A 20625-nucleotide genomic window follows, 5' to 3' on the forward strand; every position below is an offset into this window, starting at 1 on the left:
GTCCTGCTCGACAAAAGCCGCTTTCCCCTTTATTGCCACATGGCAATTTTGAGCCGGATTTCCCGGCATTTTTCCAAGGTCGAAGCTATGAGCGTTGAGAAGAGCAAGCCCGTTCCGCGTCCCGGTATCCTGGATATCGCAGCCTATGTGCCGGGCAAGGAACATGCGCCGGGCGTCGCCCGCGTCTACAAGCTCTCCTCCAACGAGACGCCGCTCGGCGCCAGCCCGAAGGCGATCGAGGCATTCAAGAGTGCTGCCGGCAATCTCGAGCGCTATCCCGATGGCCAGGCCCATGAGCTGCGCGAAGCGATCGCAGCGGTTCATGGTCTGAATCCGGCTAACATCATGTGCGGCAACGGCTCGGACGAGCTGCTCGGCCTGCTTTGCCACGTCTATCTCGGCGCCGGCGACGAGGCGATCATCACCGAGCACGGCTTCCTCGTCTACAAGATCCAGATCATGGGCGCGGGTGCGACGCCCGTGACCGTCAAGGAAAAGGATCACGCGGTCGACGTCGACGCGATCCTCGCAGCCGTGACGCCGAAGACCAAGATGGTGTTCATAGCCAATCCGGGCAATCCGACCGGAACCTATGTGCCGGTCAGCGAGATCCGCCGCCTGCAGGCCGCGTTGCCGAAGGATGTCGTGCTGGTGCTCGATGCGGCCTATGCCGAATATGTCCGTCGCAACGATTACGAATCCGGTATCGAGATCGTCTCGTCCAACGCAAACGTCGTCATGACCCGCACGTTCTCGAAGGTCTATGGTCTGGCGGCGCTCCGCGTCGGATGGATGTATGCGCCGGCCGAGATCATCGATGCCGTCAACCGCATCCGCGGCCCGTTCAACATGAATGCGCCTGCAATTTCTGCAGGTGCTGCCGCTGTTCGCGATCAGGCGCATGTTCAGGACGCCGTCGCCTTCAACCTGATGTGGATCGAGAAGCTCAAGGGCGCCTTTGAGGCCATTGGCCTGACGGTTACGCCGTCGGTGACCAATTTCATTCTGATCCATTTCCCCGATATCGAGGGCAAGCGCGCTGCCGATGCCGACGAGTTCCTGACCAGCCGTGGCTACGTGCTGCGTGCGGTCAAGGGCTACGGCTTCCCGAACTCGCTGCGCATGAGCGTCGGTCCGGAAGAGGCAAACCGCGGCGTTATCGAGTCGCTCGGCGAGTTTATGGGGCGTAAGGTATGACGATCCAATTCGACCGCATCGCGCTTATCGGTATCGGCCTCATCGGCTCCTCGATCGCCTATGACGTCAAGCGGCTCGGGATTGCCAAGGAAGTGGTGGTCTCGACCCGCAGTGCCGAAACGCTGAAGCGGGCGCAAGAGCTCGGGCTCGGCGATCGCTACGTGCCGTCGGCGGCGGAAGCCGTGAAGGGTGCGGATCTGGTGATCGTATCGGTGCCGGTTGGTGCCTCGGGAAGCGTCGCGAAGGAAATTGCCGGCACGCTGATGCCGGGCGCGATCGTCACCGATGTCGGCTCCACCAAGGCGTCGGTTATCGCGCAGATGCAGCCGCATATGCCGGAGAACATCCATTTCATCCCGGGCCACCCGCTCGCCGGTACCGAAAAGTCCGGTCCGGATGCCGGTTTTCCAGGGCTCTTCGAGCAGCGCTGGTGCATCTTTACGCCGGTTCCCGACACGGACCCGGCTGCGATTGCCAAGCTCAGGGCATTCTGGGAAGCGCTCGGCGCCCGCGTCGACGAGATGGATCCGGAACATCACGACAAGGTGCTGGCGATCGTCTCGCATCTGCCGCACATCATCGCCTACAACATCGTCGGCACCGCCGATGATCTGGAGACGGTGACGGAATCGGAAGTCATCAAGTATTCGGCATCCGGCTTCCGCGACTTTACGCGTCTGGCGGCATCCGACCCGACGATGTGGCGCGACGTCTGCCTGCATAACAAGGATGCAATCCTTGAGATGCTGGCACGTTTCTCAGAAGATCTCGCCTATCTGCAGCGCGCGATCCGCTGGGGCGAGGGCGACAAGCTGTTCGAGCTCTTCACCCGCACCCGCACCATTCGCCGCTCGATCATCCAGGCCGGCCAGGACGTCGATGCGCCGGATTTCGGCCGCCCGCACGGGCAGGATCAGAAGAAGAGCTGATCCGGGGCGTTTCTCAAGAAACGCTTTAGATCGGCGGGATCGAGCCGAGCGGAATGAAGCCGCTGATGGTCGCCTCGCCGCGATTGACGACCAGATCCACCGAAGCGCGCTCGCCGCCACCGGCCAGCGCCTTCAGGAGCTTGGCGGCGGTATCGACCGTCTTAGCGACCTGCGGGAAGGCCTGCTTGATGCTGTCGCGCCAAGGGCCGAGCTGCTCGATCTCCAGCTTGAACTTGCCCGAGAGGAAACCCTGCTCGTCGAAGGAGAAGGGGCCGGTCAGCGTCATTACCTTGCCGTCACCGATATCAACCACGACCTTTCGCAGCTCGCCGTTTGCGCCGTAAATGCCCTGCCTGTCGCTGCCGTCGACCATGCCTGCCTTGCCTGCGAGCGTGACATCGGCGCTGGCTGAGAATTTCGGGAAGACCTGCGGCCAATCCTTGATGACGGTATTGGCGTCCTGCAGCGAAATCGCGCCGTCGAGATCGCCCTCGTTCTGACGCAGATGGATTTCCGTGCGGCCTGCATCGACATTAATCGTCTGCCCGTCATAGGAGGAAATCGCGGTTGCTTTAAGGCCCTCGATGACGGTCGAGGTGCGGTCGATGCCGCGCAGCTTGGTGATCAGGCTCGATTGCAGGTTCGCCCACTGGGCGTTGATCGTCAGGCCGTTCGCCGTGCGGATTTCGGCAGGCGAATCCAGTTCCCAGACGATATGGCCGGGCGCATAGACCTGTGCGGCAGAGCGCAGGGCGCCGAAGCTTGCGGATACGCCGTTCTTGTTGTCGTCGACATCCACTTTCGAGCAATAGAGGCCGATGCGGAAGGGATAGCCGCGGAAATCGATATCGGTGCACTCGCCGCTGACGCCAGCGGTATTGCGCGGCGCGATCGCCTTCAGCACCGTGTCCTTGAGCTGCGAGGCGGCATAGAACCAGCCGCCGGTATAGATCGCGATAACCAGAACGATGCTCAATCCAAGCCACCAGAATTTTCTGCTGCTACCGGATTGGCTTGACGCTGCCATGATGTTCTCCAATGGTGAATCGCGAATGGGAATCTCGGTCTGGCTTGCGATATGGACGAATTTTGGGTGTTTGGCTATGGATCCCTGATGTGGAATCCGGGCTTTGAGTTTGCCGAACGGTCGCAGGCTCTGATTTATGGCTACAGGCGTTCGCTCTGCGTCCGCTCCTGGGTTCATCGCGGTACCGAGCAGAATCCGGGGCTCGTGCTCGGGCTCGATCGCGGCGGTTCATGCCGCGGCATGGCGTTTTCGGTAGCGCCTGAGAATTGGGAAGAGGTGATCGAGTATCTTCGGGCACGCGAACTCGTCACCAATGTCTATTTGGAGCGAAAGGTGCCGCTTCTCCTGGCTGATGGACGCGCCGTGAAGGCGGTGACCTATGTCGTCGATCGCGCGCACAGGCAGTATGCCGGCGCGCTCGACGCGCTCGAGGCGGCGCGCGTGGTCGACCAGGCGGAGGGCCAGTCGGGGCCGAACGACGCCTATGTTTTCAACACGCTTGCCCATCTGAAGGAGATGGGCATTCGCGATCATTGGCTGGAACAGGTGGTTGGCGAAGTCGAGCGGTTACGCGCGGCCTAGATTACGCTGATGCGGCCTGTGCCTGGCGCAGGACCGCCAGGCGATCGATCGCCGTCTGCGGCAGCGGCAGGTCCGGGTTGCGGGCAACGGTATCGAGCAGCAGCTCGTCGCTTGCCTTTTCCGTCACGTCGATCAGATGTGCAAAGAAGGCATCGGGATCCATGCCCGGCTGGATCGGGGCGAGGATGCGGACCTTGAAATGGCCGGGATAGCGCATGGTGCTGCGGCGCGGCCAGAACAGGCCGGGATGCATGGCAATGGGAACGACGGGGATGTTGAGATCGCGGTACATGCGGGCGATGCCGTATTTGTAGACCGGCTCGGCGCCCGGAGGACGGCGCGTACCCTCGGGATAGATGATCAGCTGGCGGCCGGTCGAAAGCTCTTCCTTGGTGCGCTTCAGCACCTCGACCATGACCTTGCCGCGTGCGCCGCGATCAACCGGGATCATCCGCTGCTTCTTGGCATACCAGCCGAAGAGCGGGATCCACATCAGTTCGCGCTTCAGAATATAGACCGGATCCTTCAGCCAGGGCAGGATCGCGTAGGTGTCCCAGAAGGACTGATGCTTGGGCGCCAGGATATAGCTGCCATCGGGCAGGTTCTCCAGGCCTTCGATCTCGAAGGTGGTGCCAACGATTTTTTCCATCAGCCAGTGATTGGAAAGCGCCCAGTTCTTCGGGATGCGGTAGGCGGTCTCGCGCGACACGATGAAGTAATAGGGCGAGAGCACGATCATCCGGATGATCAGGTTGGCGTAGAAGATCGTGTTGAAGAGAACGGAACGCAGGGCGAGCATAAGGATTCCCGAAAAGCCTATATCCGCGGGCAGGGCGGTTGCGATTTGCCTACACGATTATCGCTGCCATAAAAAGACGGTTTGGCTCAGCCTTCGCCGCCCATCTCCGCCGAGCGCAGGCCCGGATGGCGGCCGAAGCCGGTGATATTGCGGGCGCCGGCGAGCAGCACCTTGCCATATTCCGCCAGCATGACGCGCAGCGCATTCGGATCCATGAACCAGGCGCGGGTCTTCAGGTCGGAATTGACGACCGGGTAGGGAATGAACTGCGTGTCGCTGTCGACATAGGCAAGTTCGGCGAGGCTCCGCGGCATGTGGTAATTATTGGTGACCACGAGAACGCTTTTATAGCCCTTCGCGTGGATCCAGTTCGAGGCTTCCTCGGCATTGCCGATCGTGTCGATCGCGTCATAACCGATATCGACGCAGCAATCGAAGAGATCGGCGGAACCCGTTGTCGTCTTGCGGATCTGTGCGGGTGTCGTGGAGGGATGGACGCCGGAGATCAGCAGGCGCTTGCCGGCGCCCTTCTGCAGAAGCTCGACGGCCTGGTCGATGCGCTGGTAGCCGCCCGTCAGGACGACGATCGCGTCGGCCTTCGGGTCTGCCGGTGGCTTCATCGTGGTGATCGAATCGGCAAAACGCAGGAAGCCGCCGAAGATCAGGGCGACGGCGAGAATGCAGGCAAATCCGCTCCAGCGCAGCATCCGGCGCAGCGGGCCGCGGCGCGGCGTCTCGACCCGGTAGCTTGCAAGTGCCGGATCGGGCCGAATCGGATTGCGTCGCGTATAGCCCATGGTCATGAGTCGTGCATATATCGAGATTGCGGCGGGGAACAGGCAAAGGCGGCGGTAAATGTGATCGCTGTCATCAGCTCGCTATCCCGTCTGTTCGTGTCGGATCGGAGCGGAGTGTATCGATCTCGTATATCGTGCGGACGACCGTAACGCGCGCCGTCAGCGTCGTCAGGAGAGCGATGATGATCATCGTGGCGAAGATGCCGGCATAGCCGAGCGCGCCGACCGAGAAGGTGCCGAACAGCGCGGTTGCCTGATCGGTCTGCGGTGTGGCGATGGTCTTGCTCTGCAGGAAGCCGGCGCTGGCGAAGAAGAGGGCGGCAAGCGCGCTACCGATCGCCGAGCCCTTGAGGCTGATCTTCAGGAAGTGCTTTTGAAATTCGGTGGCGACGAAGGAGCTTTCGGCGCCGACGAAATGCAGCACCTCGACGATATGGCGGTTGCCGGACAGGGCGCCGCGCGTCGCGAAGACGACAGTCAGCACCATGGCGGTGAAAACCAGGAGCAGAATGCCGGTGCCGATCATCACGGTCGTATGCGCCATCGAGACCAGCCGGTCGACCCAGGTTCTGTGGTCGTCCAACGTCGCCTGCGGGATACTGTCCTTGAGCAGCGAGCGCATTGCCTCGAAATCCGGCGGATTGTTTTCATCGATCGTGACGATAACGAGCCTGGGAACCGGGAGTTCCTTGAGATCGAGCCCGCTGCCGAGCCAGGGCTCGAGCAGGCGTGCCGTTGCCGCCTCATCGACGATCTGGCCGCTCTTGGTGCCGACGAAGGTCATGGCGATATCACGGGCCTGGTTCAGCGCCTTTTCCATGTCGAGGCCGTCGTCCGGCTTGATCTGGATGGTGATCTCGCGGGAGATCTGGCTTTCCCAGCTGGCAGCCGTCGACCGCACCATGCTGACGCCGCCGAGCGTCAGGCAGGCGAGGAAAGCCATGATGGCGATCACCACCATCAGCGCGTTGCCCTGAATATTCGAGGGCGGCAGGATCGGGGCCGTCGGGCGCACGCGCATTTCCGGGCGCTTCTGCTGCTGCGCTGCGGGTTCAGCCGCCGGTTTCTTGGAGGATCGCTCAGTCATAGACGTCGAGATGCCCCCCGGAAAGAATCATGCGGCGCGCCTCGACCTGGTCCATCAGGGCCAGATCGTGGGTGGCGATGACGACGGCGGTGCCGAGCCGGTTGAGCTCGAGGAAGAGATTGAGCAGGCGGCGCGCCATCGGCGGGTCGACGTTGCCGGTCGGCTCGTCGGCCAGCAGGATTTCGGGGCGATCGATCAGCGCGCGGGCAATCGCGGCGCGCTGTTTCTCGCCGCCCGAAAGCACCGGCGGCAGCACGTTGATGCGCTCGCCGAGGCCGACCCATTTCAGGAGTTCCAGCACATCGGTCTTGTAGGTGCTCTCGTCCTTGCCGCGCACGCGCAGCGGAAGCGCGACGTTTTCATAGGTTGTCAGATGATCGAGAAGGCGGAAGTCCTGGAAGACGATGCCGACACGGCGGCGCAGCAGCGGCAGCTCGGGCCGCGGAATATCGGAGATATCGCGGCCGAACATGCGGATCAGACCGCGGGTCGGCTGCAGCGACATGAACAGAAGGCGCAGCAGCGTGGTCTTGCCGGCGCCGGAGGGACCCGTCAGAAACTGGAAGGACTTTTTCGGAATGTCAAAGGTCAGGTCCCGGAGGATCTCCGGTCCCATACCATAGCGCAAACCGACATTCTCGAAGTGGATCAACGGGCAACTCAGATTGTTCGTGGTTTCACACCATCGACTTGTTAACCAACTCGATTAACAACCGGTAAATTTCGGCGGAAAGATGCCCGGCCGATGCCAGATTTAGCGAAGCATTAACCATTAAAATTTACGACTGGGCGGGATTCGTTTCAATGCCTGGGATCGTCCATGCACTGAAACCATGTGAAGAGCTGAAAGGCCGTCATCATGGAAGCATCTTCGTTCAGCCGCCGTTCGCCCGGCCACGCTTATGATTTCCTGCCGCCAGACCGGGCGGCGCGCCAGCCGCGGGCGAGCGCTCGCCCTGCCGATATCTCGGATGCCGAATTCGTCGTCATCGGCGGCCGGCAGTCGCAGGCGTTCAACGCCAAAAGCTTCAACGACAATCGCAAGCAACAGGCCGCAGCCGTCAGGAAGGCGGAGCCCCCAAGGCGTTTTCGGCTGCAGCGGGCATTGCCCGCGGTGTCGAGGAGCATCTGCAGCAGGCGTCGTTCAAAAGCTTCACGGCGCTGGTTTTCCTGCTGTTCCTGCTGGTTTTCGGCCTCTCCGGCGGTTTCTCCGGGCTGCAGGCAGAGGACCAGGCGGCCGCGGGATCGCCGCTGCATTTCACCCATGTGACACTGACGCCGCGTGATGCCAACGGCATGCGCATCCTGATGATCAACGGCATTCTCGAAAACGAGAGCGGCACGACGCAGACAGTGCGGCCGATCCGCGCCGATCTCGTCAGCGACGGCAGGCTGACCGCAAGCATCGTCATCAACCCGCCCGCTGACGTCATCTATGGCGGCGAGAGCCGCGGATTTTCGGCGCGCGTCCAGCACTCTGGTGGAAAAATGCCGGAAGTCCGGCTGTCATTCATGCCCTAAGGGTGTTTCTCCGCGTCTAATGTGCTAACGGCTTACCCTTCATTTTCACGGAGCAAGCCGTATGCCTGTCGTGCGCGGAAAAAATATCGAACCTCTTTTCACTGCCGAGCAGATTGCCGAGCGCAATGATGCGATGGCAAAGCAGATCGCCGAGGGCCCCACAAAGGACCTTCTGGTCATTGCCGTTCTGAAGGGGTCGTTCATTTTTGCCGCCGACCTTATCCGGGCGCTTCACAACAACGGTCTCGCCCCCGAGGTCGAGTTCATCACGCTGTCGAGCTACGGCACGGGCACGGTTTCGCAGGGCGTTCGCATCGTCAAGGATATCGACAGCGACGTGAAGGACCGCGATGTCCTCCTGATCGACGACATCCTCGAATCCGGCCGCACGCTGCTGTTTGCCAAGGAATTGCTGTTCGAACGCGGCGCCCGCAACGTGACGATCGCCGTGCTGCTCGACAAGAGCGTCAAGCGCAAGGAAAAGCTCGAGGCTGATTATGTCGGCTTCGAATGCCCCGACTATTTCGTCGTTGGCTACGGCATGGACGTCGCCTATGCCTTCCGCGAACTGCCCTTCGTCGGCGTCGTCACCGGCGACGCCTGAGCCGTCCTGGATGCAGACGGGTTGTTAACCATCCCGTCCATCGCCCGCCGCTGTTTACCGATCGCAAAGGAGCGGCGTGCGATCTCCGTCTTGGGGCATGAAGACGGAGCGATGCACATCATGGCAAAAATTCTGATCACGGAAGACGAAGACTCCCTCCGTTCTTTCGTCGCCCGGGCACTGCGGCTCGACGGTCATGAGACCGAAGAAGCGGCTGATGGTGCCGAGGGACTGGAGAAGCTGAAGGACGGCGTCTACGATCTGTTGCTCTCCGATATTCGCATGCCGGTCATGGACGGCATCGAATTGGCGCACCAGGCAAAGTCGGCCTTTCCGGCGCTGAAAATCCTGCTGATGACCGGCTATGCCGAACAGCGCGAGCGCGCTGACGATCTCGCTGAAAAGATCGTCGATGTGGTCTCGAAGCCCTTTGCGCTTCCCGATATCCGCAAGGCGGTTGCCCGCGCTCTGGCTGCCTGATTTCGGGCAGCCTCAGTTATCGTCCGGGACGAACTTGCCTTCGTAGCGCACCCGGAAATTCCGCCTGTGAAAATCCTGCTCGAAGCAGACGAACACCAGTTCGATGTCATTGTCGCTATCCCGCTTTCCGAGCAGGCTGAGCGTGATGACGATGACGCCGCTATAGCCGCGGGTGATGCGAAAGGCGGCATTGCGGATATCGGTTGCCTCCGGATCCCGCCGGTCTTCGCGGCGCTCGTAGATGATCCAGAAGCGGGCCGCATCCCATGTCTTCCTGAGGATCTCACTGACCTCGGCCTTGAACTCTTCGGCATGCATCGCCGGGCCCCAGGACAAGGCGGTCTCGCCGGCATCGCTGACGACGTTGAGATAGCCGTCATACTGGTAGGCGCCGGATAGCGCCCGTTCGATCATCTCGAATGCCGAGTTTTCGCTGATTGCGGTCTTGAAGAGAATTGCCATCGAATCGCTGTCGTTCGTCAATCGTCAAGATTGACATTACGAAGCTGACCGAAAAACGCGAGCCCTTCAGCCGCCCGATCACTGAATATCGAGCAGCCGCTCCAGATAACGCCGCTCCATTTCCTGCGGCGGGTTGTTGCCGAGCTTCTCGCGGATGGCATCGAGAATCTCGCGGGCGCGCTGGACGTCGATCTCGTCGGGTACCTTGACGGTGTCGCCGAAATCGGGGCCGTCGGCTCGGCGCGGACGACCGAGCGGATCGCGGCCGTTCTGGTCACCCTGGCCAACCTGGCCGTTCGGTCCCTGTTGACCCTGCTGGCCCTGTTGCGCCTGCATCATCTGGCTCATCATGTCGCGGGCGCCCTGGCGCAGCGCTTCCAGCGCGCGGCCCTGGCCCTGGACGGCGGTATCGCCGCGGCCCTGGCCGAGTTCGCGTCCGGCGCCTTCCATCTCGCGCTGCGCCTGGCCGAAGCCCGGGCCGGGCTTCATGCCCATGTCGCCGAGACCCTTCTGCAGCTCGCCGAGCTGCTTGCCGAGTGCGTCCTGCTGCTCGCGCAGCTTTTTCAGCGCGTCACGCAGCTGCTGCTCGGTCATCTCATTCGACTGCTGGTCGCCCTGCTGACCGTTCTGGCCCTGCTGTTGCTGCTGGCCCTGATCCTGCTGCTCGCCGTCCTGGCCGGGCATCATGTTGTCCAGCAGCGGATCGTTCATGCCCATGTCTGGGTCGCCGCGCTGCATGCGGTCGCGCAGCTGCTGATCGAGCTTGAAGGTCTGTTCCATCAGCTGCTGCTGATCGCGCAGGATCTTGCCGAGCTTGTCCATCTGCTGGCGCATCTGGCTGTTGTCGCCCTGCTGCTGCTGGCCCTGCTGCGGCCTGCCTGCCTGCAGGTTATTCATCATCCGCTGCAGTTCGGACAGCATCTGCTGGGCCGCATCGCGGTTGCCGGAGCGGGCAAGGTTTTCGATCTGGTCCATCATGCGCTCCAGATCCTGCTGCCGCAGCATCTGCGCATTCTGGTTGGGCTGCGTCATCGGCGCATTCTGCATGCGCTGAGCGAGCTCCTTCATGTAGTCGTTCATCGCCTTGCGAAGCTCGTCCATCAGCTTCTTGATCTCGGCGTCGGGCGCATTGCGCTGCAAGGCGTCGGCGAGGTTCTGCTGGGCGTTGCGCAGGTTACGCTCCGCCTGCGAAAGGTCGCCATCCTCGATGCCGAGGGCGATGTCCCAGAGATAGTCGGCGGTGTCCTTCAGCTGTTCGTCGGTCCTGGCGAGCTTCATACGCGCCAATGCGGATTCGATCAGCAGGTAATTGGTGAGCTTCGGGATCGTCTCTTCGGGGCGGATCGTCAGCGCCTCGTTCAGCGCGATCGCCTCGGGCATCTTGCGGGTATCGAGCGCGAAGACCTGGCGCTCCTCGGCAACAGCTGCGGCCAGCGGCTCGTTGAACGGACGGGCAGGCAACGTCATTTCGTGCGGCGGGCTGCGGCCGATCTGGCCGGCGCCATCCTTGGCAACGAGCGTAACGCGGACTCGCTTGCCGGCGAGCGGATGCTCGGTCAGGTTCTTGCTGCTGACGCCCTTTGCGTCGCGCGCATTACGGCGCGGAATCTCAAGGCGGAAATCGGGAAGCGGGTAGAGCGGCTTGGCTGACGGATCGGTCTCGACCGGCAGGATTTCGGCATGGGCTTCCTGGATGCCGTAATCGTCCTTGGCGGTGAACTTGATCTCCAGCGCGCCGTTGACGGTTGCCTTCGGGATGCCGTCGAAGGCGATCTCGGGTGCCTTGTCGGGGATGACGTTGAAGGTCCAGTTTCGGCCATTCACCTGCAGCGCGCCGTTTTCCTCAAGCTTCATCAGGTGCGTCTGCGCTGCGGGAACGGGTGTTTCGCCGGCTGCCATCTGCTGTGGCTGCGGCTGTTGGGGTTGCTGCGGCGCGCCAAGCGGCTGCTGGCTTGCCTGCTTTTCAGCGGCAATCTCTTTCGCCTCGCCGTTCTCCTTTTTGAAGACGACCTTCTCGTCGGCCTGGCCGCCGCTGACGCGCACCGTCAGGTTGGAGAATTGCGGGACGTTGATGGGCGCCTGTTCGGTGCCTGTTGCCGTGAGGTAGACGGGCGCACGGCCGGTATAGGAGGGTGGCGTGACCCAAGCGTCGATGCGCACGGCCGGATTGCTTTCCCCCTGCTCGACCGGTGGCTGGAAGGCGTCGGCGATCGAGCCGCCATTGGTCGACAGCGAATAGCCGAAGCCCATGACGACGAGCAGCGCCGGAATGGCGCGAAGGGCAAAGCGGTCGTGTTTGGCGATATCGGGGCGGGGGAAACCGGCATCGAGTGCCGCGATCTTCTCGGCCATGCGCGTCTGGTGTTCGCGCCAAAGGGCACGGGCGAAGGGTGTGTCGAAGGCCGGTTCGTCTTCCTGCACGGTGACCGGCTGGTGCGGCAGGCCGTTGCGCTCTTCGAGAAGGCGGTCGGCTTCCGCCGTACCCGGCCAGCGCAGGCGGCGGAACGGGATTAGTGCGGCAATCAGCGCTCCGGCGAAGGCGATCAGCAGCAGAATGCGCGCGATATCGGGGACGCTGCGGAAAAGGCCGAACCAGGAGGCGGCCAGATAAAGCGCGATGACCGAAAGAACCGGCACCAGCGGCGGCAAGATTTGCTCGGAAAGGAGGACGACACGCGCGAAGAGCCGCTTTACCGCAACCAGCCTCGCAAGAGATGGCCTGATGGCAAATGCACCATGTCCCTGCCTGCCTGGGCTCTTCTTCAATCCGGTCTCCGCCATGGCGTGTTAGAGTAACAGTGGGCGCTTCCGGCGATTGCTCAGCAATTCGCTCGCATGCTGAAAGGATAACACTCTTTGTGGCGAAGGCGAGGGCGACCGGCTGCTAATGCCGGTTTTTCACGCCCAGTCGCCAAAAAGTGATGCTTCCGTCAGTCGAGCCAAGCCGGGACGGAATCGAGGCCGATCAGCTCCTCGTAGGTCCGTCGCGGCCGGATGACATGGAACTCGGAGCCCTTGACGAGGACTTCGGGCACCAGCAGGCGACTGTTATAGGTGCCCGCCTGGACCGCGCCATAGGCGCCGCCGGACATCACGGCGAAGAGGTCGCCGGGCTTCGGCATCGCCATTTCGCGGTCGAGCGCCAGGTAGTCGCCGGTCTCGCAGACCGGGCCGACGATATCGGCCTTGATGCGCGGAGCGTTGGCGGCCGAAATCACCACAGGCTTGATCTCGTGATAGGCTTCGTAAAGCGTCGGGCGGATCAGATCGTTCATCGCGCCATCGACGATGACGAAGGTCTTCTCGCCGCCATCCTTCACATAGAGGACTTCGGTCACCAGGATACCGGCATTGCCGACGATGAGGCGGCCGGGCTCGGTCACGATCTTGCAGTTGAGGCTGCGCAGCTGGTTCTTGACGATCGCCGCATAGGCGTCGGGCAGCGGCGGCGGGTTGTTGTCGTCCTTGTAGGGGATGCCGAGGCCGCCGCCGATATCGACGTGATGGATGTCGTGGCCATCGCCGCGCAGCGTATCGACGAGATCGCGCAACAGCTTGAAGGCGTCGTCGAAGGGCTGCAGCTCGGTGATCTGGCTGCCGATATGCATATCGATGCCGGTAACCTCGATGCCCGGCAGGGTGGCGGCGCGCGCATAGACGGCGCGGGCGCGTTCCCAGGAAATGCCGAACTTGTTTTCCTTCTTGCCGGTCGAGATCTTCGAATGCGTCTTGGCATCGACATCAGGATTGATGCGGAAAGAAACGGGAGCCTTCTTGCCTGCCTTGACGGCGCGCTGGTTGAGGATCTCGAGTTCCGGTTCGGACTCGACGTTGAAGCAGTAGATGCCGGCTTCGAGCGCGAAATCCATCTCGTGCGGCGTCTTGCCGACGCCGGAGAACATGATGCGGTTTGCCGGGATGCCGGTGGCGAGCGCGCGGCGCAGCTCGCCTTCGGAAACGACGTCGATACCGGCGCCGAGCTTGCCGAGGGTCTTCAGCACCGCCTGGTTCGAGTTCGCCTTCATGGCGTAGCAGACCATGGAGTCGACATCGTTGAAGGCTTCGGCGAAGACGCGGTAGTGGCGCTCCAGCGTCGCGGTGGAATAGCAGTAGAAGGGGGTGCCAACGGCCTTGGCGATGTCGGGAACGGGAACGTTCTCGGCGTAGAGGATGCCGTCGCGGTACTCGAAATGGTTCACGGCTTTAGCCTATCAGAGCAGGGGATCGAGAAGGAAAGGCTTGTCTGCGACACCCGGCTGTTTCGTCGGCTTGGAGGAATCGCCACCCTTCGTTGCCATCGCGCTCGGCGGATCGAGATCACCTTTGCGACCGCATCCGGCAACGGCAAGGCCGATGACGGCGAAAACGACCGTCAGGCGGATGAGGTGCGGCAAGCTGGTCTGCATGGGATTCCTCTTGGAGCGGCGCTGTTGGACACCTTCATAGCGAAGTTTATCCAGCTTGTGCACCCTGATTGTTGCGCTGATAGCGGCGGCCGGAACTCAGTTGCGGCCGCGCCAGTAGGCGATCTGCTTGCGCACTTCCGAGGGCGCCGTGCCGCCGAAGCTCTTGCGGCTGGCCACCGATGCTTCCACCGTCAGGACGCTGTAGACGGCGTCGGTGATGGCGGAGTTGATCGCCTGCAGGTCGGCGAGCGGAAGCTCCGCCAGATCGCAGCCCTTGCTTTCGGCAAGCGCGACAGCGCGGCCGGTAACGTGGTGGGCGTCGCGGAAGGGAAGGCCGGCTTCGCGCACCAGCCAGTCGGCCAGATCGGTGGCGGTCGAGTAACCGGAACCGGCCGCCGCCTTCATGCGCGCGGTGTTGATGGTCATGTCGCGGACCATGCCGGTCATCGCGGCAATTGCCAGTTCCAGGCTTTCGGCGGCGTCGAAGACCTGTTCCTTGTCTTCCTGCATGTCCTTCGAATAAGCGAGCGGCAGGCCCTTCATGATCGTCAGCAGCGCGACCAGCGAGCCGTTGATGCGGCCGGTCTTGGCGCGCACGAGCTCGGCAGCGTCAGGGTTCTTCTTCTGCGGCATGATCGAGGAGCCGGTCGAGAAGGCGTCGGACAGGCGCACGAAGCCGAACTGCGGCGTCGACCAGATGACGATTTCTTCGGCAAGGCGCGACAGGTGCATGCCGCAGATCGCGGCGATCGACAGGAATTCGATGGCGAAGTCACGGTCGGAGACGGTGTCGATCGAGTTGCGGGTCGGCTCGCGGAAGCCGAGGGCCTTCGCGGTCATGTGGCGGTCGATCGGGTAGCCCGTGCCAGCAAGGGCAGCAGCACCGATCGGGCTTTCGTCGAGATGCTCGATGGCGTGGCGCACGCGCGAACGGTCGCGGCCGAACATTTCGACATAGGCCATGCAATGATGGCCGAAGGTGACGGGCTGAGCGGTCTGCAGATGGGTAAAGCCCGGCATGACGCTTTCGGCGTGCTCTTCGGCGCGGTCGAGGAAGGCGGCGATCAGGCTCGTCAGCATCGCCTCGGTCTTCTGCAGCTCTTCCTTCACCCAGAGGCGGAAGTCGAGCGCCACCTGGTCGTTGCGCGAGCGAGCGGTGTGCAGGCGGCCGGCAGCGGGGCCGATCAGCGTTGCGAGGCGCGCCTCGACATTCATGTGAATGTCTTCGAGCTGACGCGAAAATTCGAAATTGCCGCTTTCGATTTCTGACAGGATCGTGTTTAGCCCGTGAACGATCTTGTCCTTATCGTCGCCGGAAATGATGCCCTGATGGGCAAGCATCGTCGCGTGGGCGATCGACCCGCGGATATCCTGAGCGAATAGCTTCTTGTCGAAACCGATCGAGGCATTTATCTCCTCCATGATCGCATCGGGGCCAGAAGCGAAACGCCCGCCCCACATCTGGTTGGAGGATTTGGTGTCCGTGTTGCCGTCGGCCATCGAAGCTGCCTGCCTTGAGGATGCATGTCCTGGAGAATGAAATGACGACAAGAAAGCCGCTTGGGCTGCCATCCCTGAAACTGATCTCGATAGCCGCCGTTGCAGGCATAATTGCCGGTGCGGCAGCGGTTTACATTAAGGAGACGGGGTCTGGCAATGGCGGCGGCGAAACGGCGTCCGGCCAATGCGCTGCTGCGAAGGATCTGGCGCAGAAGATTACGCCCCTCGCCAAGGGGCAGGTTGCCGCCATGGTTGCCGCCAACGAGCCGCGCAAGCTGACAACGGTTGCCTTCAACGATGCCGACAACAAGCCGGTGACGCTCGACAGTTTTGCCGGCAAGACCGTGCTTCTCAATCTCTGGGCCACATGGTGCGTGCCCTGCCGCGAAGAGATGCCGGCGCTGAATGCGCTGGAGAAGGATATGGGTAGCGACAAGTTCCAGGTCGTCGCCGTCAATATCGATACGGGCGATGACGAGAAGCCGAAGGCGTTTCTCAGCGAAACCGGCGTCGATTCCCTGAAGCTCTATCGCGACAACACGATCGGCGTGTTCAACAATCTGAAGAAGGAAGGCCTGGCCTTCGGGCTGCCGGTCACGCTGCTGCTCGACGACAAGGGATGCCTGATCTCGGCGATGAACGGTCCGGCTGCCTGGGACAGCGAGGATGCGAAAGCGCTGATCAAGGGCGCGATCGGCCTGTAAGGCCGGTCAGCGGGTCGGAACCGGAACCTCGCCGCGGTAATCGTAGAAGCCGCGGCCGGACTTGCGGCCGAGCCAGCCGGCTTCGACATATTTCACCAGCAGCGGGCAGGGGCGGTATTTCGAATCCGCCAGGCCGTCATGCAGGACCTGCATGATCGACAGGCAGGTGTCGAGGCCGATGAAATCGGCAAGCTGCAGCGGGCCCATCGGATGATTGGCGCCGAGCTTCATGGCGGTGTCGATCGCGTCGACGGTGCCGACGCCTTCGTAAAGCGTATAGATCGCTTCGTTGATCATCGGCAGCAGGATGCGGTTGACGATGAAGGCCGGGAAGTCTTCGGCGACGGTGACTGTCTTTTCGAGCGAGGCCACGAAGGCCTTGGCGGTCGCAAAAGTCGTCTCGTCGGTGGCGATGCCACGCACCAGCTCCACGAGCTTCATGACCGGAACAGGGTTCATGAAATGGATGCCCATGAAATGCTCGGGGCGGTCGGTCGCCGATGCAAGGCGGGTGATCGACAGCGACGAGGTGTTGGTAGCAAGAAGCGCTTCCGGCTTCAGGACAGGACAGACCTGCGCGTAAATCTTGCGCTTGACTGCCTCTTCCTCGGTTGCAGCCTCGATGACGAGATCGGAAGGGGCGAGGTCGTTGAGATTGGCGGAGCCGGAAATCAGTGCAAGGACCGCCTTGCGCTCCTCGTCGGTCATCTTGCCGCTGGTTACCTGACGAGCCAGGTTTCCGTTGATGGTTGCCAGGCCCGATTCGATGCGCTCCTGGCTGAGGTCGTAGATATGGACCTTGTAGCCTGCGGCAGCCGAAACATGCGCGATGCCGCAACCCATCTGGCCCGCACCGACAATACCGATCGTCTTCAACACCGCGCTCATCTCCAAACCCCCGCAGCAGTCACCCCCGAAAGCGCTGCCGTATTTTCTAATGAAATTGCCGGGCAAATGGATCGCCCGGCAGCAGTAGTAGCGCCATAAAAGATAATTTTCCAGTCATTCGCAAGTGCGAAAAACCGGCAACCTGCCCGCTCAGAGAGCTTTCTGCAGCTCTGGCAGGATGTCGAAGAGATCGCCGACGAGGCCGTAGTCGGCGACCTGGAAGATCGGGGCTTCCTCGTCCTTGTTGATGGCGACGATGACCTTCGAATCCTTCATGCCGGCGAGATGCTGGATCGCACCCGAGATGCCGCAGGCGATGTAGAGCTGCGGAGCGACGACCTTGCCGGTCTGTCCGACCTGCCAGTCGTTCGGGGCGTAGCCTGCGTCGACGGCAGCGCGCGAGGCGCCGACGGCGGCACCGAGCTTGTCGGCAACCGGCAGGATGACTTCCTGGAACTTCTCGGCAGAACCGAGCGCGCGGCCGCCTGAGATGATGATCTTGGCGGAGGTCAGTTCCGGACGGTCGGAGGCCGAGAGTGCGTCCTTGACGAAGGTCGACAGACCCGGATCGGAAACGGCCGGGATGGCATCGACCGAAGCCGAGCCGCCTTCTGCCGCAGCAGCGAAGGAAGCGGTGCGCACCGTGATGACCTTCTTGGCGTCGGTTGCCTGAACCGTCTGGATCGCGTTGCCGGCATAGATCGGGCGCTTGAAGGTGTCGGCGGAGACGACTTCGATGATCTCGGAGATCTGCGCGACATCGAGCAGGGCGGCAACGCGCGGCAGCACGTTCTTGCCGGTCGAGGTCGCAGCCGCGATGATCGTGTCGTAGCTGCCGGCCAGCGAGACGATCAGGTCGGAGAGCGGCTCGGCCAGATTGTTGGCGAGCTCGTCGCTTTCGGCGAGCAGAACCTTGGAGACGCCTGCGAGCTTGGCAGCCGCATCGGCAGCAGCCTTGGCGCCCTTGCCGGCGACCAGCACATGGACGTCGCCGCCTATCTTGGAAGCGGCCGTCAGTGCCTTGCCGGTCTGGTCGGAAAGGGTTGCGTTGTCGTGGTCAGCCAGAAGAAGAATGGCCATGGTGGTAAATCCTTTCTCGAACCTTAGAGGACGCCAGCTTCGACTTTAAGCTTTTCGACGAGCTCGGCGACCGACTTGACCTTGACGCCTGCCTTGCGGCCGGACGGTTCTTCGGTCTTCAGCACCTTGAGGCGCGGCTCGGTGGAGACGCCGAAATCAGCCGGGCTCTTCTTGTCGAGCGGCTTCTTCTTCGCCTTCATGATGTTCGGCAGCGAGGCATAGCGCGGCTCGTTGAGGCGAAGGTCGGTGGTGACGACAGCCGGGAGCTTGACGTCGATCGTCTGCAGGCCGCCATCGACTTCGCGGGTCACGGTTGCTTTGCCGTCACCGATCTCGATCTTCGAGGCGAAGGTTGCCTGGGCTGTGCCGAGGAGGGCGGCGAGCATCTGGCCGGTCTGGTTCGAGTCGTCATCGATCGCCTGCTTGCCGACGATGATGAGGCCGGGCTGTTCAGCGTCGGCGACGCCCTTCAGGATCTTGGCAACAGCGAGCGGCTCGACAGCATCGTCGGTCTCGACGAGAACGGCGCGGTCGGCGCCCATGGCGAGCGCGGTGCGCAGCGTTTCCTCGGCCTTGGCCGGACCGATCGAGACGACGACCACTTCCTCGGCCTTGCCGGCTTCCTTCAGGCGCAGAGCCTCTTCCACCGAGATCTCATCGAACGGGTTCATCGACATCTTGACGTTGGCGAGCTCAACACCCGTACCGTCAGGCTTGACGCGGATCTTAACGTTGTAATCAACCACCCGCTTCACTGGGACGAGAATTTTCATGGGGTCCTTCCTTCAACTCTTTCGCCAAGAAAATGCGCGCTTCGGCGCTGCTCCGATTGTCGAATGGCGACATGGATACGCGTTTTTCCTCCAAACACAACGCTTGCCAGTCGCAGACAGACAAATTGGAGAAGGGAAATATATTACGTTTACGTGAACGTCAATATTGTGGCTGTGGGCTCAGGAGGTGCCATCTTCGGTCGCCACCGTGCGCCGGATTGCCGGCGTGCTGCGAACGGCGCGGGGCGTGACGATCTCCCGGTCGAAAAGCGGAACGCCGCGCCGCCGGAAGAAGACGATGAGGATGGCGCCGGCGATGATGCCGCCGACATGCGCGCCCCAGGAGACATCGCCGTCGCGATTGATGACCAGCATGAAGAACTGCTGGCCGATCCAGAGCAATAGCGGAATGAAGGCCGGGAGAGGCAGGGGCACGCGGAAGAAGACGAGAACCCAGACCTTCACCCGCGGGTGCAGAACGACATAGGCTGCGACAACGCCGGATATGGCGCCGGACGCGCCGATCAGCGGCGCCTGGGACTCCGTTGCCAGCAGGCCGTGGCAAAGCGCGCCGAATGCGGCGCAGGCAAGATAGAAGACCAGGAAGCGGATGTGTCCCATCGCATCCTCGACATTATCGCCGAAGACCCAGAGGAAGATCATGTTTCCTGCGATATGCCAGAAGCTGCCATGCAGAAAGGCGTAGCTGATATAGGTCAGCGGCTCGGGGACGAGCTCCAGTTCCGGCGGCAGGATCGCATGGTCGAAGGCGACGGCGGGGATATAGCCGAGCCCGACGGTCGCCGCCTTGGCGAGATCGGGTGCTGCAAATCCGGTAAACAGCCATATCGCGACATTGGCGGCAATCAGTCCAAGCGTCACCCACTGAACCTTGATGTGCTTCAGCGTGTTGGCATCATGCAACGGAATGAACATGGAAGGCCGCCCCCGGCTATGTCGATGCCGGACCCTATCTGTTTTTTCCGGGAACCCAAAGCACATCCGCGCGGCCCCGGTCATTGGCATGACGGGCGGCGACGAAGAGGAAATCCGAGAGGCGGTTCACATATTTCAGCGCCTCGGCGCCGACGATCTCGCCTTCGGTGCGCGACAGCGCCACCATCAGACGCTCGGCCCGCCGGGAGATAGTGCGTGCGAGGTGGAGATGCGCTGATGCCGGGGAGCCGGCCGGGAGCACGAAGGATTTCAGCGGCTCGAGATCGGCATTCAGCGTGTCGATATCGCCTTCCAGGCGCGTCACCTGCGCGGCGACGATGCGCAGCGGCTCGTAGTCGAGTGGCTTGCCGGTATCGGGCGTTGCGAGATCGGCGCCGAGATCGAAGAGGTCGTTCTGGATGATCATCAGCATCCGGTCGAGATCAGGCAGGTCCGCCGTATGCAGTCTGACGATGCCGATCGCCGAATTGGTCTCGTCGATCGTGCCATAGGCCTCGACGCGCAGATCGTGCTTCTGTCGCCGCGGGCCGGAAACCAGTGCCGTCGTGCCGTCGTCGCCTGTCTTGGTGTAGATCTTGTTGAGCTTGACCAATCGATCCCCCGGTTGTCAGTGCGTCAGGTCGGGCGGCCGCCGCCGGTCAGCCACAGTGTCAGCATGATCAGGATGACGGCGATCGCCTGCAAGAGCACGCGCAGCTGCATGAGCTTGTTCGACAGATTGGAATCGCCACCCTTCATCATGTTGAAGAGGCCGCGGATCAGCACCAGGGCGACGAGGCCCATGACGATGATGGCGAGAATGTAAGTGGCCGTGGACATGGCATTCGGCTTT

The 20625-nt window shown here is 62.1% G+C and carries 22 protein-coding genes and 1 pseudogene; 7 read left to right on the top strand and 16 right to left on the bottom strand.

Going from position 1 to position 20625, the window contains the following annotated elements:
* The first annotated feature begins 87 nt into the window (after positions 1-87).
* Both hisC and F2982_RS11055 read left to right on the top strand, forming a co-directional pair.
* Positions 88-1197: a histidinol-phosphate transaminase gene (gene hisC, locus F2982_RS11050; RefSeq protein ID WP_203427832.1), complete on the top strand. Its 1110-nt coding sequence runs from the start codon at positions 88-90 to the stop codon at positions 1195-1197.
* Positions 1194-2126: a prephenate/arogenate dehydrogenase family protein gene (locus F2982_RS11055; RefSeq protein WP_199627825.1), complete on the top strand. Its 933-nt coding sequence runs from the start codon at positions 1194-1196 to the stop codon at positions 2124-2126. The genes hisC and F2982_RS11055 overlap by 4 nt, the downstream gene beginning before the upstream one ends.
* Positions 2127-2151: 25 nt before the next feature.
* Here F2982_RS11055 and F2982_RS11060 read toward each other — a convergent pair whose 3' ends face one another.
* On the bottom strand, positions 2152-3153 hold the full coding sequence (locus F2982_RS11060; protein WP_203427833.1) for a DUF2125 domain-containing protein: 1002 nt from the start codon (positions 3151-3153) through the stop codon (positions 2152-2154).
* A gap of 51 nt (positions 3154-3204) precedes the next feature.
* Between F2982_RS11060 and F2982_RS11065 the strand changes: the two genes are divergently transcribed.
* Positions 3205-3735, top strand: coding sequence for a gamma-glutamylcyclotransferase (locus tag F2982_RS11065; protein WP_203427834.1), 531 nt, complete (start codon positions 3205-3207; stop codon positions 3733-3735).
* 1 nt (position 3736) lies between these two features.
* Here the strand turns inward: F2982_RS11065 and F2982_RS11070 are convergent, their stop codons facing one another.
* The 4 genes from F2982_RS11070 to ftsE all read right to left on the bottom strand — a co-directional run bounded on the left by F2982_RS11070 (position 3737) and on the right by ftsE (position 7070).
* Positions 3737-4534 (bottom strand): 1-acyl-sn-glycerol-3-phosphate acyltransferase, encoded by a 798-nt coding sequence (locus tag F2982_RS11070; RefSeq protein WP_203427835.1) that lies wholly within the window; start codon positions 4532-4534, stop codon positions 3737-3739.
* 86 nt (positions 4535-4620) lie between these two features.
* Positions 4621-5337 carry a YdcF family protein gene (locus tag F2982_RS11075; RefSeq protein WP_203427836.1) on the bottom strand — a complete coding sequence of 239 codons (717 nt, stop codon included), beginning with the start codon at positions 5335-5337 and terminating at the stop codon, positions 4621-4623.
* A gap of 67 nt (positions 5338-5404) precedes the next feature.
* A complete protein-coding gene (locus tag F2982_RS11080; RefSeq protein WP_246777552.1) occupies positions 5405-6352 on the bottom strand; it encodes an ABC transporter permease in 948 nt (315 codons plus the stop codon).
* Positions 6353-6410: 58 nt separating this feature from the next.
* Complete coding sequence (ftsE, locus tag F2982_RS11085; protein WP_112720204.1) at positions 6411-7070, bottom strand: cell division ATP-binding protein FtsE; 660 nt, start codon at positions 7068-7070, stop codon at positions 6411-6413.
* Positions 7071-7277: 207 nt separating this feature from the next.
* Between ftsE and F2982_RS11090 the strand changes: the two are divergent.
* The 3 genes and pseudogenes from F2982_RS11090 (at position 7278) to F2982_RS11100 (ending at position 9023) form a co-directional block, all read left to right on the top strand.
* Positions 7278-7939, top strand: a pseudogene (locus tag F2982_RS11090) (hypothetical protein).
* A 61-nt stretch (positions 7940-8000) separates the two neighbouring features.
* Positions 8001-8543 (top strand): hypoxanthine phosphoribosyltransferase, encoded by a 543-nt coding sequence (gene hpt / locus F2982_RS11095; protein WP_112720206.1) that lies wholly within the window; start codon positions 8001-8003, stop codon positions 8541-8543.
* Positions 8544-8663: 120 nt separating this feature from the next.
* The gene (locus F2982_RS11100) at positions 8664-9023 is read left to right on the top strand and encodes a response regulator (protein ID WP_130284240.1); all 360 of its coding nucleotides are present in this window, start codon (positions 8664-8666) and stop codon (positions 9021-9023) included.
* A 12-nt stretch (positions 9024-9035) separates the two neighbouring features.
* On the opposite strand, the gene F2982_RS11105 is transcribed toward F2982_RS11100, so the two are convergent.
* The 5 genes from F2982_RS11105 to argH form a co-directional block, all read right to left on the bottom strand.
* Positions 9036-9485 (bottom strand): hypothetical protein, encoded by a 450-nt coding sequence (locus F2982_RS11105; protein WP_112720268.1) that lies wholly within the window; start codon positions 9483-9485, stop codon positions 9036-9038.
* A 78-nt stretch (positions 9486-9563) separates the two neighbouring features.
* Positions 9564-12251: a TIGR02302 family protein gene (locus F2982_RS11110; protein WP_246777429.1), complete on the bottom strand. Its 2688-nt coding sequence runs from the start codon at positions 12249-12251 to the stop codon at positions 9564-9566.
* Between the two features lie 164 nt (positions 12252-12415).
* Positions 12416-13684 (bottom strand): diaminopimelate decarboxylase, encoded by a 1269-nt coding sequence (gene lysA, locus F2982_RS11115; RefSeq protein ID WP_203427838.1) that lies wholly within the window; start codon positions 13682-13684, stop codon positions 12416-12418.
* A 12-nt stretch (positions 13685-13696) separates the two neighbouring features.
* Positions 13697-13891, bottom strand: a complete 195-nt coding sequence (locus F2982_RS11120; protein ID WP_130284234.1) for a lipoprotein — start codon at positions 13889-13891, stop codon at positions 13697-13699.
* Between the two features lie 96 nt (positions 13892-13987).
* Entirely contained in the window at positions 13988-15391 is a 1404-nt protein-coding gene (gene argH / locus F2982_RS11125; RefSeq protein ID WP_203427839.1) for an argininosuccinate lyase, read from the bottom strand.
* A 41-nt stretch (positions 15392-15432) separates the two neighbouring features.
* On the opposite strand from argH, the gene F2982_RS11130 reads away from it, so the two are divergent.
* On the top strand, positions 15433-16095 hold the full coding sequence (locus tag F2982_RS11130) for a TlpA disulfide reductase family protein (RefSeq protein WP_199627819.1): 663 nt from the start codon (positions 15433-15435) through the stop codon (positions 16093-16095).
* Between the two features lie 6 nt (positions 16096-16101).
* Here F2982_RS11130 and F2982_RS11135 read toward each other — a convergent pair whose 3' ends face one another.
* From F2982_RS11135 to F2982_RS11160, 6 genes are all read right to left on the bottom strand, one after another.
* Positions 16102-16983 carry a 3-hydroxybutyryl-CoA dehydrogenase gene (locus tag F2982_RS11135; protein ID WP_203427840.1) on the bottom strand — a complete coding sequence of 294 codons (882 nt, stop codon included), beginning with the start codon at positions 16981-16983 and terminating at the stop codon, positions 16102-16104.
* A gap of 150 nt (positions 16984-17133) precedes the next feature.
* The gene (locus F2982_RS11140; RefSeq protein ID WP_203427841.1) at positions 17134-18063 is read right to left on the bottom strand and encodes an electron transfer flavoprotein subunit alpha/FixB family protein; all 930 of its coding nucleotides are present in this window, start codon (positions 18061-18063) and stop codon (positions 17134-17136) included.
* 23 nt (positions 18064-18086) lie between these two features.
* The gene (locus F2982_RS11145; protein ID WP_203427842.1) at positions 18087-18836 is read right to left on the bottom strand and encodes an electron transfer flavoprotein subunit beta/FixA family protein; all 750 of its coding nucleotides are present in this window, start codon (positions 18834-18836) and stop codon (positions 18087-18089) included.
* A gap of 180 nt (positions 18837-19016) precedes the next feature.
* Positions 19017-19772 (bottom strand): rhomboid family intramembrane serine protease, encoded by a 756-nt coding sequence (locus tag F2982_RS11150; protein WP_203427843.1) that lies wholly within the window; start codon positions 19770-19772, stop codon positions 19017-19019.
* Between the two features lie 34 nt (positions 19773-19806).
* A complete protein-coding gene (locus F2982_RS11155) occupies positions 19807-20385 on the bottom strand; it encodes a cob(I)yrinic acid a,c-diamide adenosyltransferase (protein WP_203427844.1) in 579 nt (192 codons plus the stop codon).
* A gap of 23 nt (positions 20386-20408) precedes the next feature.
* Positions 20409-20612: a twin transmembrane helix small protein gene (locus F2982_RS11160; protein WP_112386119.1), complete on the bottom strand. Its 204-nt coding sequence runs from the start codon at positions 20610-20612 to the stop codon at positions 20409-20411.
* Positions 20613-20625: the final 13 nt, after the last annotated feature.

It is taken from the genome of Rhizobium sp. BG4 (assembly GCF_016864575.1).
In the GTDB taxonomy this organism is placed as follows: Bacteria; Pseudomonadota; Alphaproteobacteria; order Rhizobiales; family Rhizobiaceae; genus Rhizobium.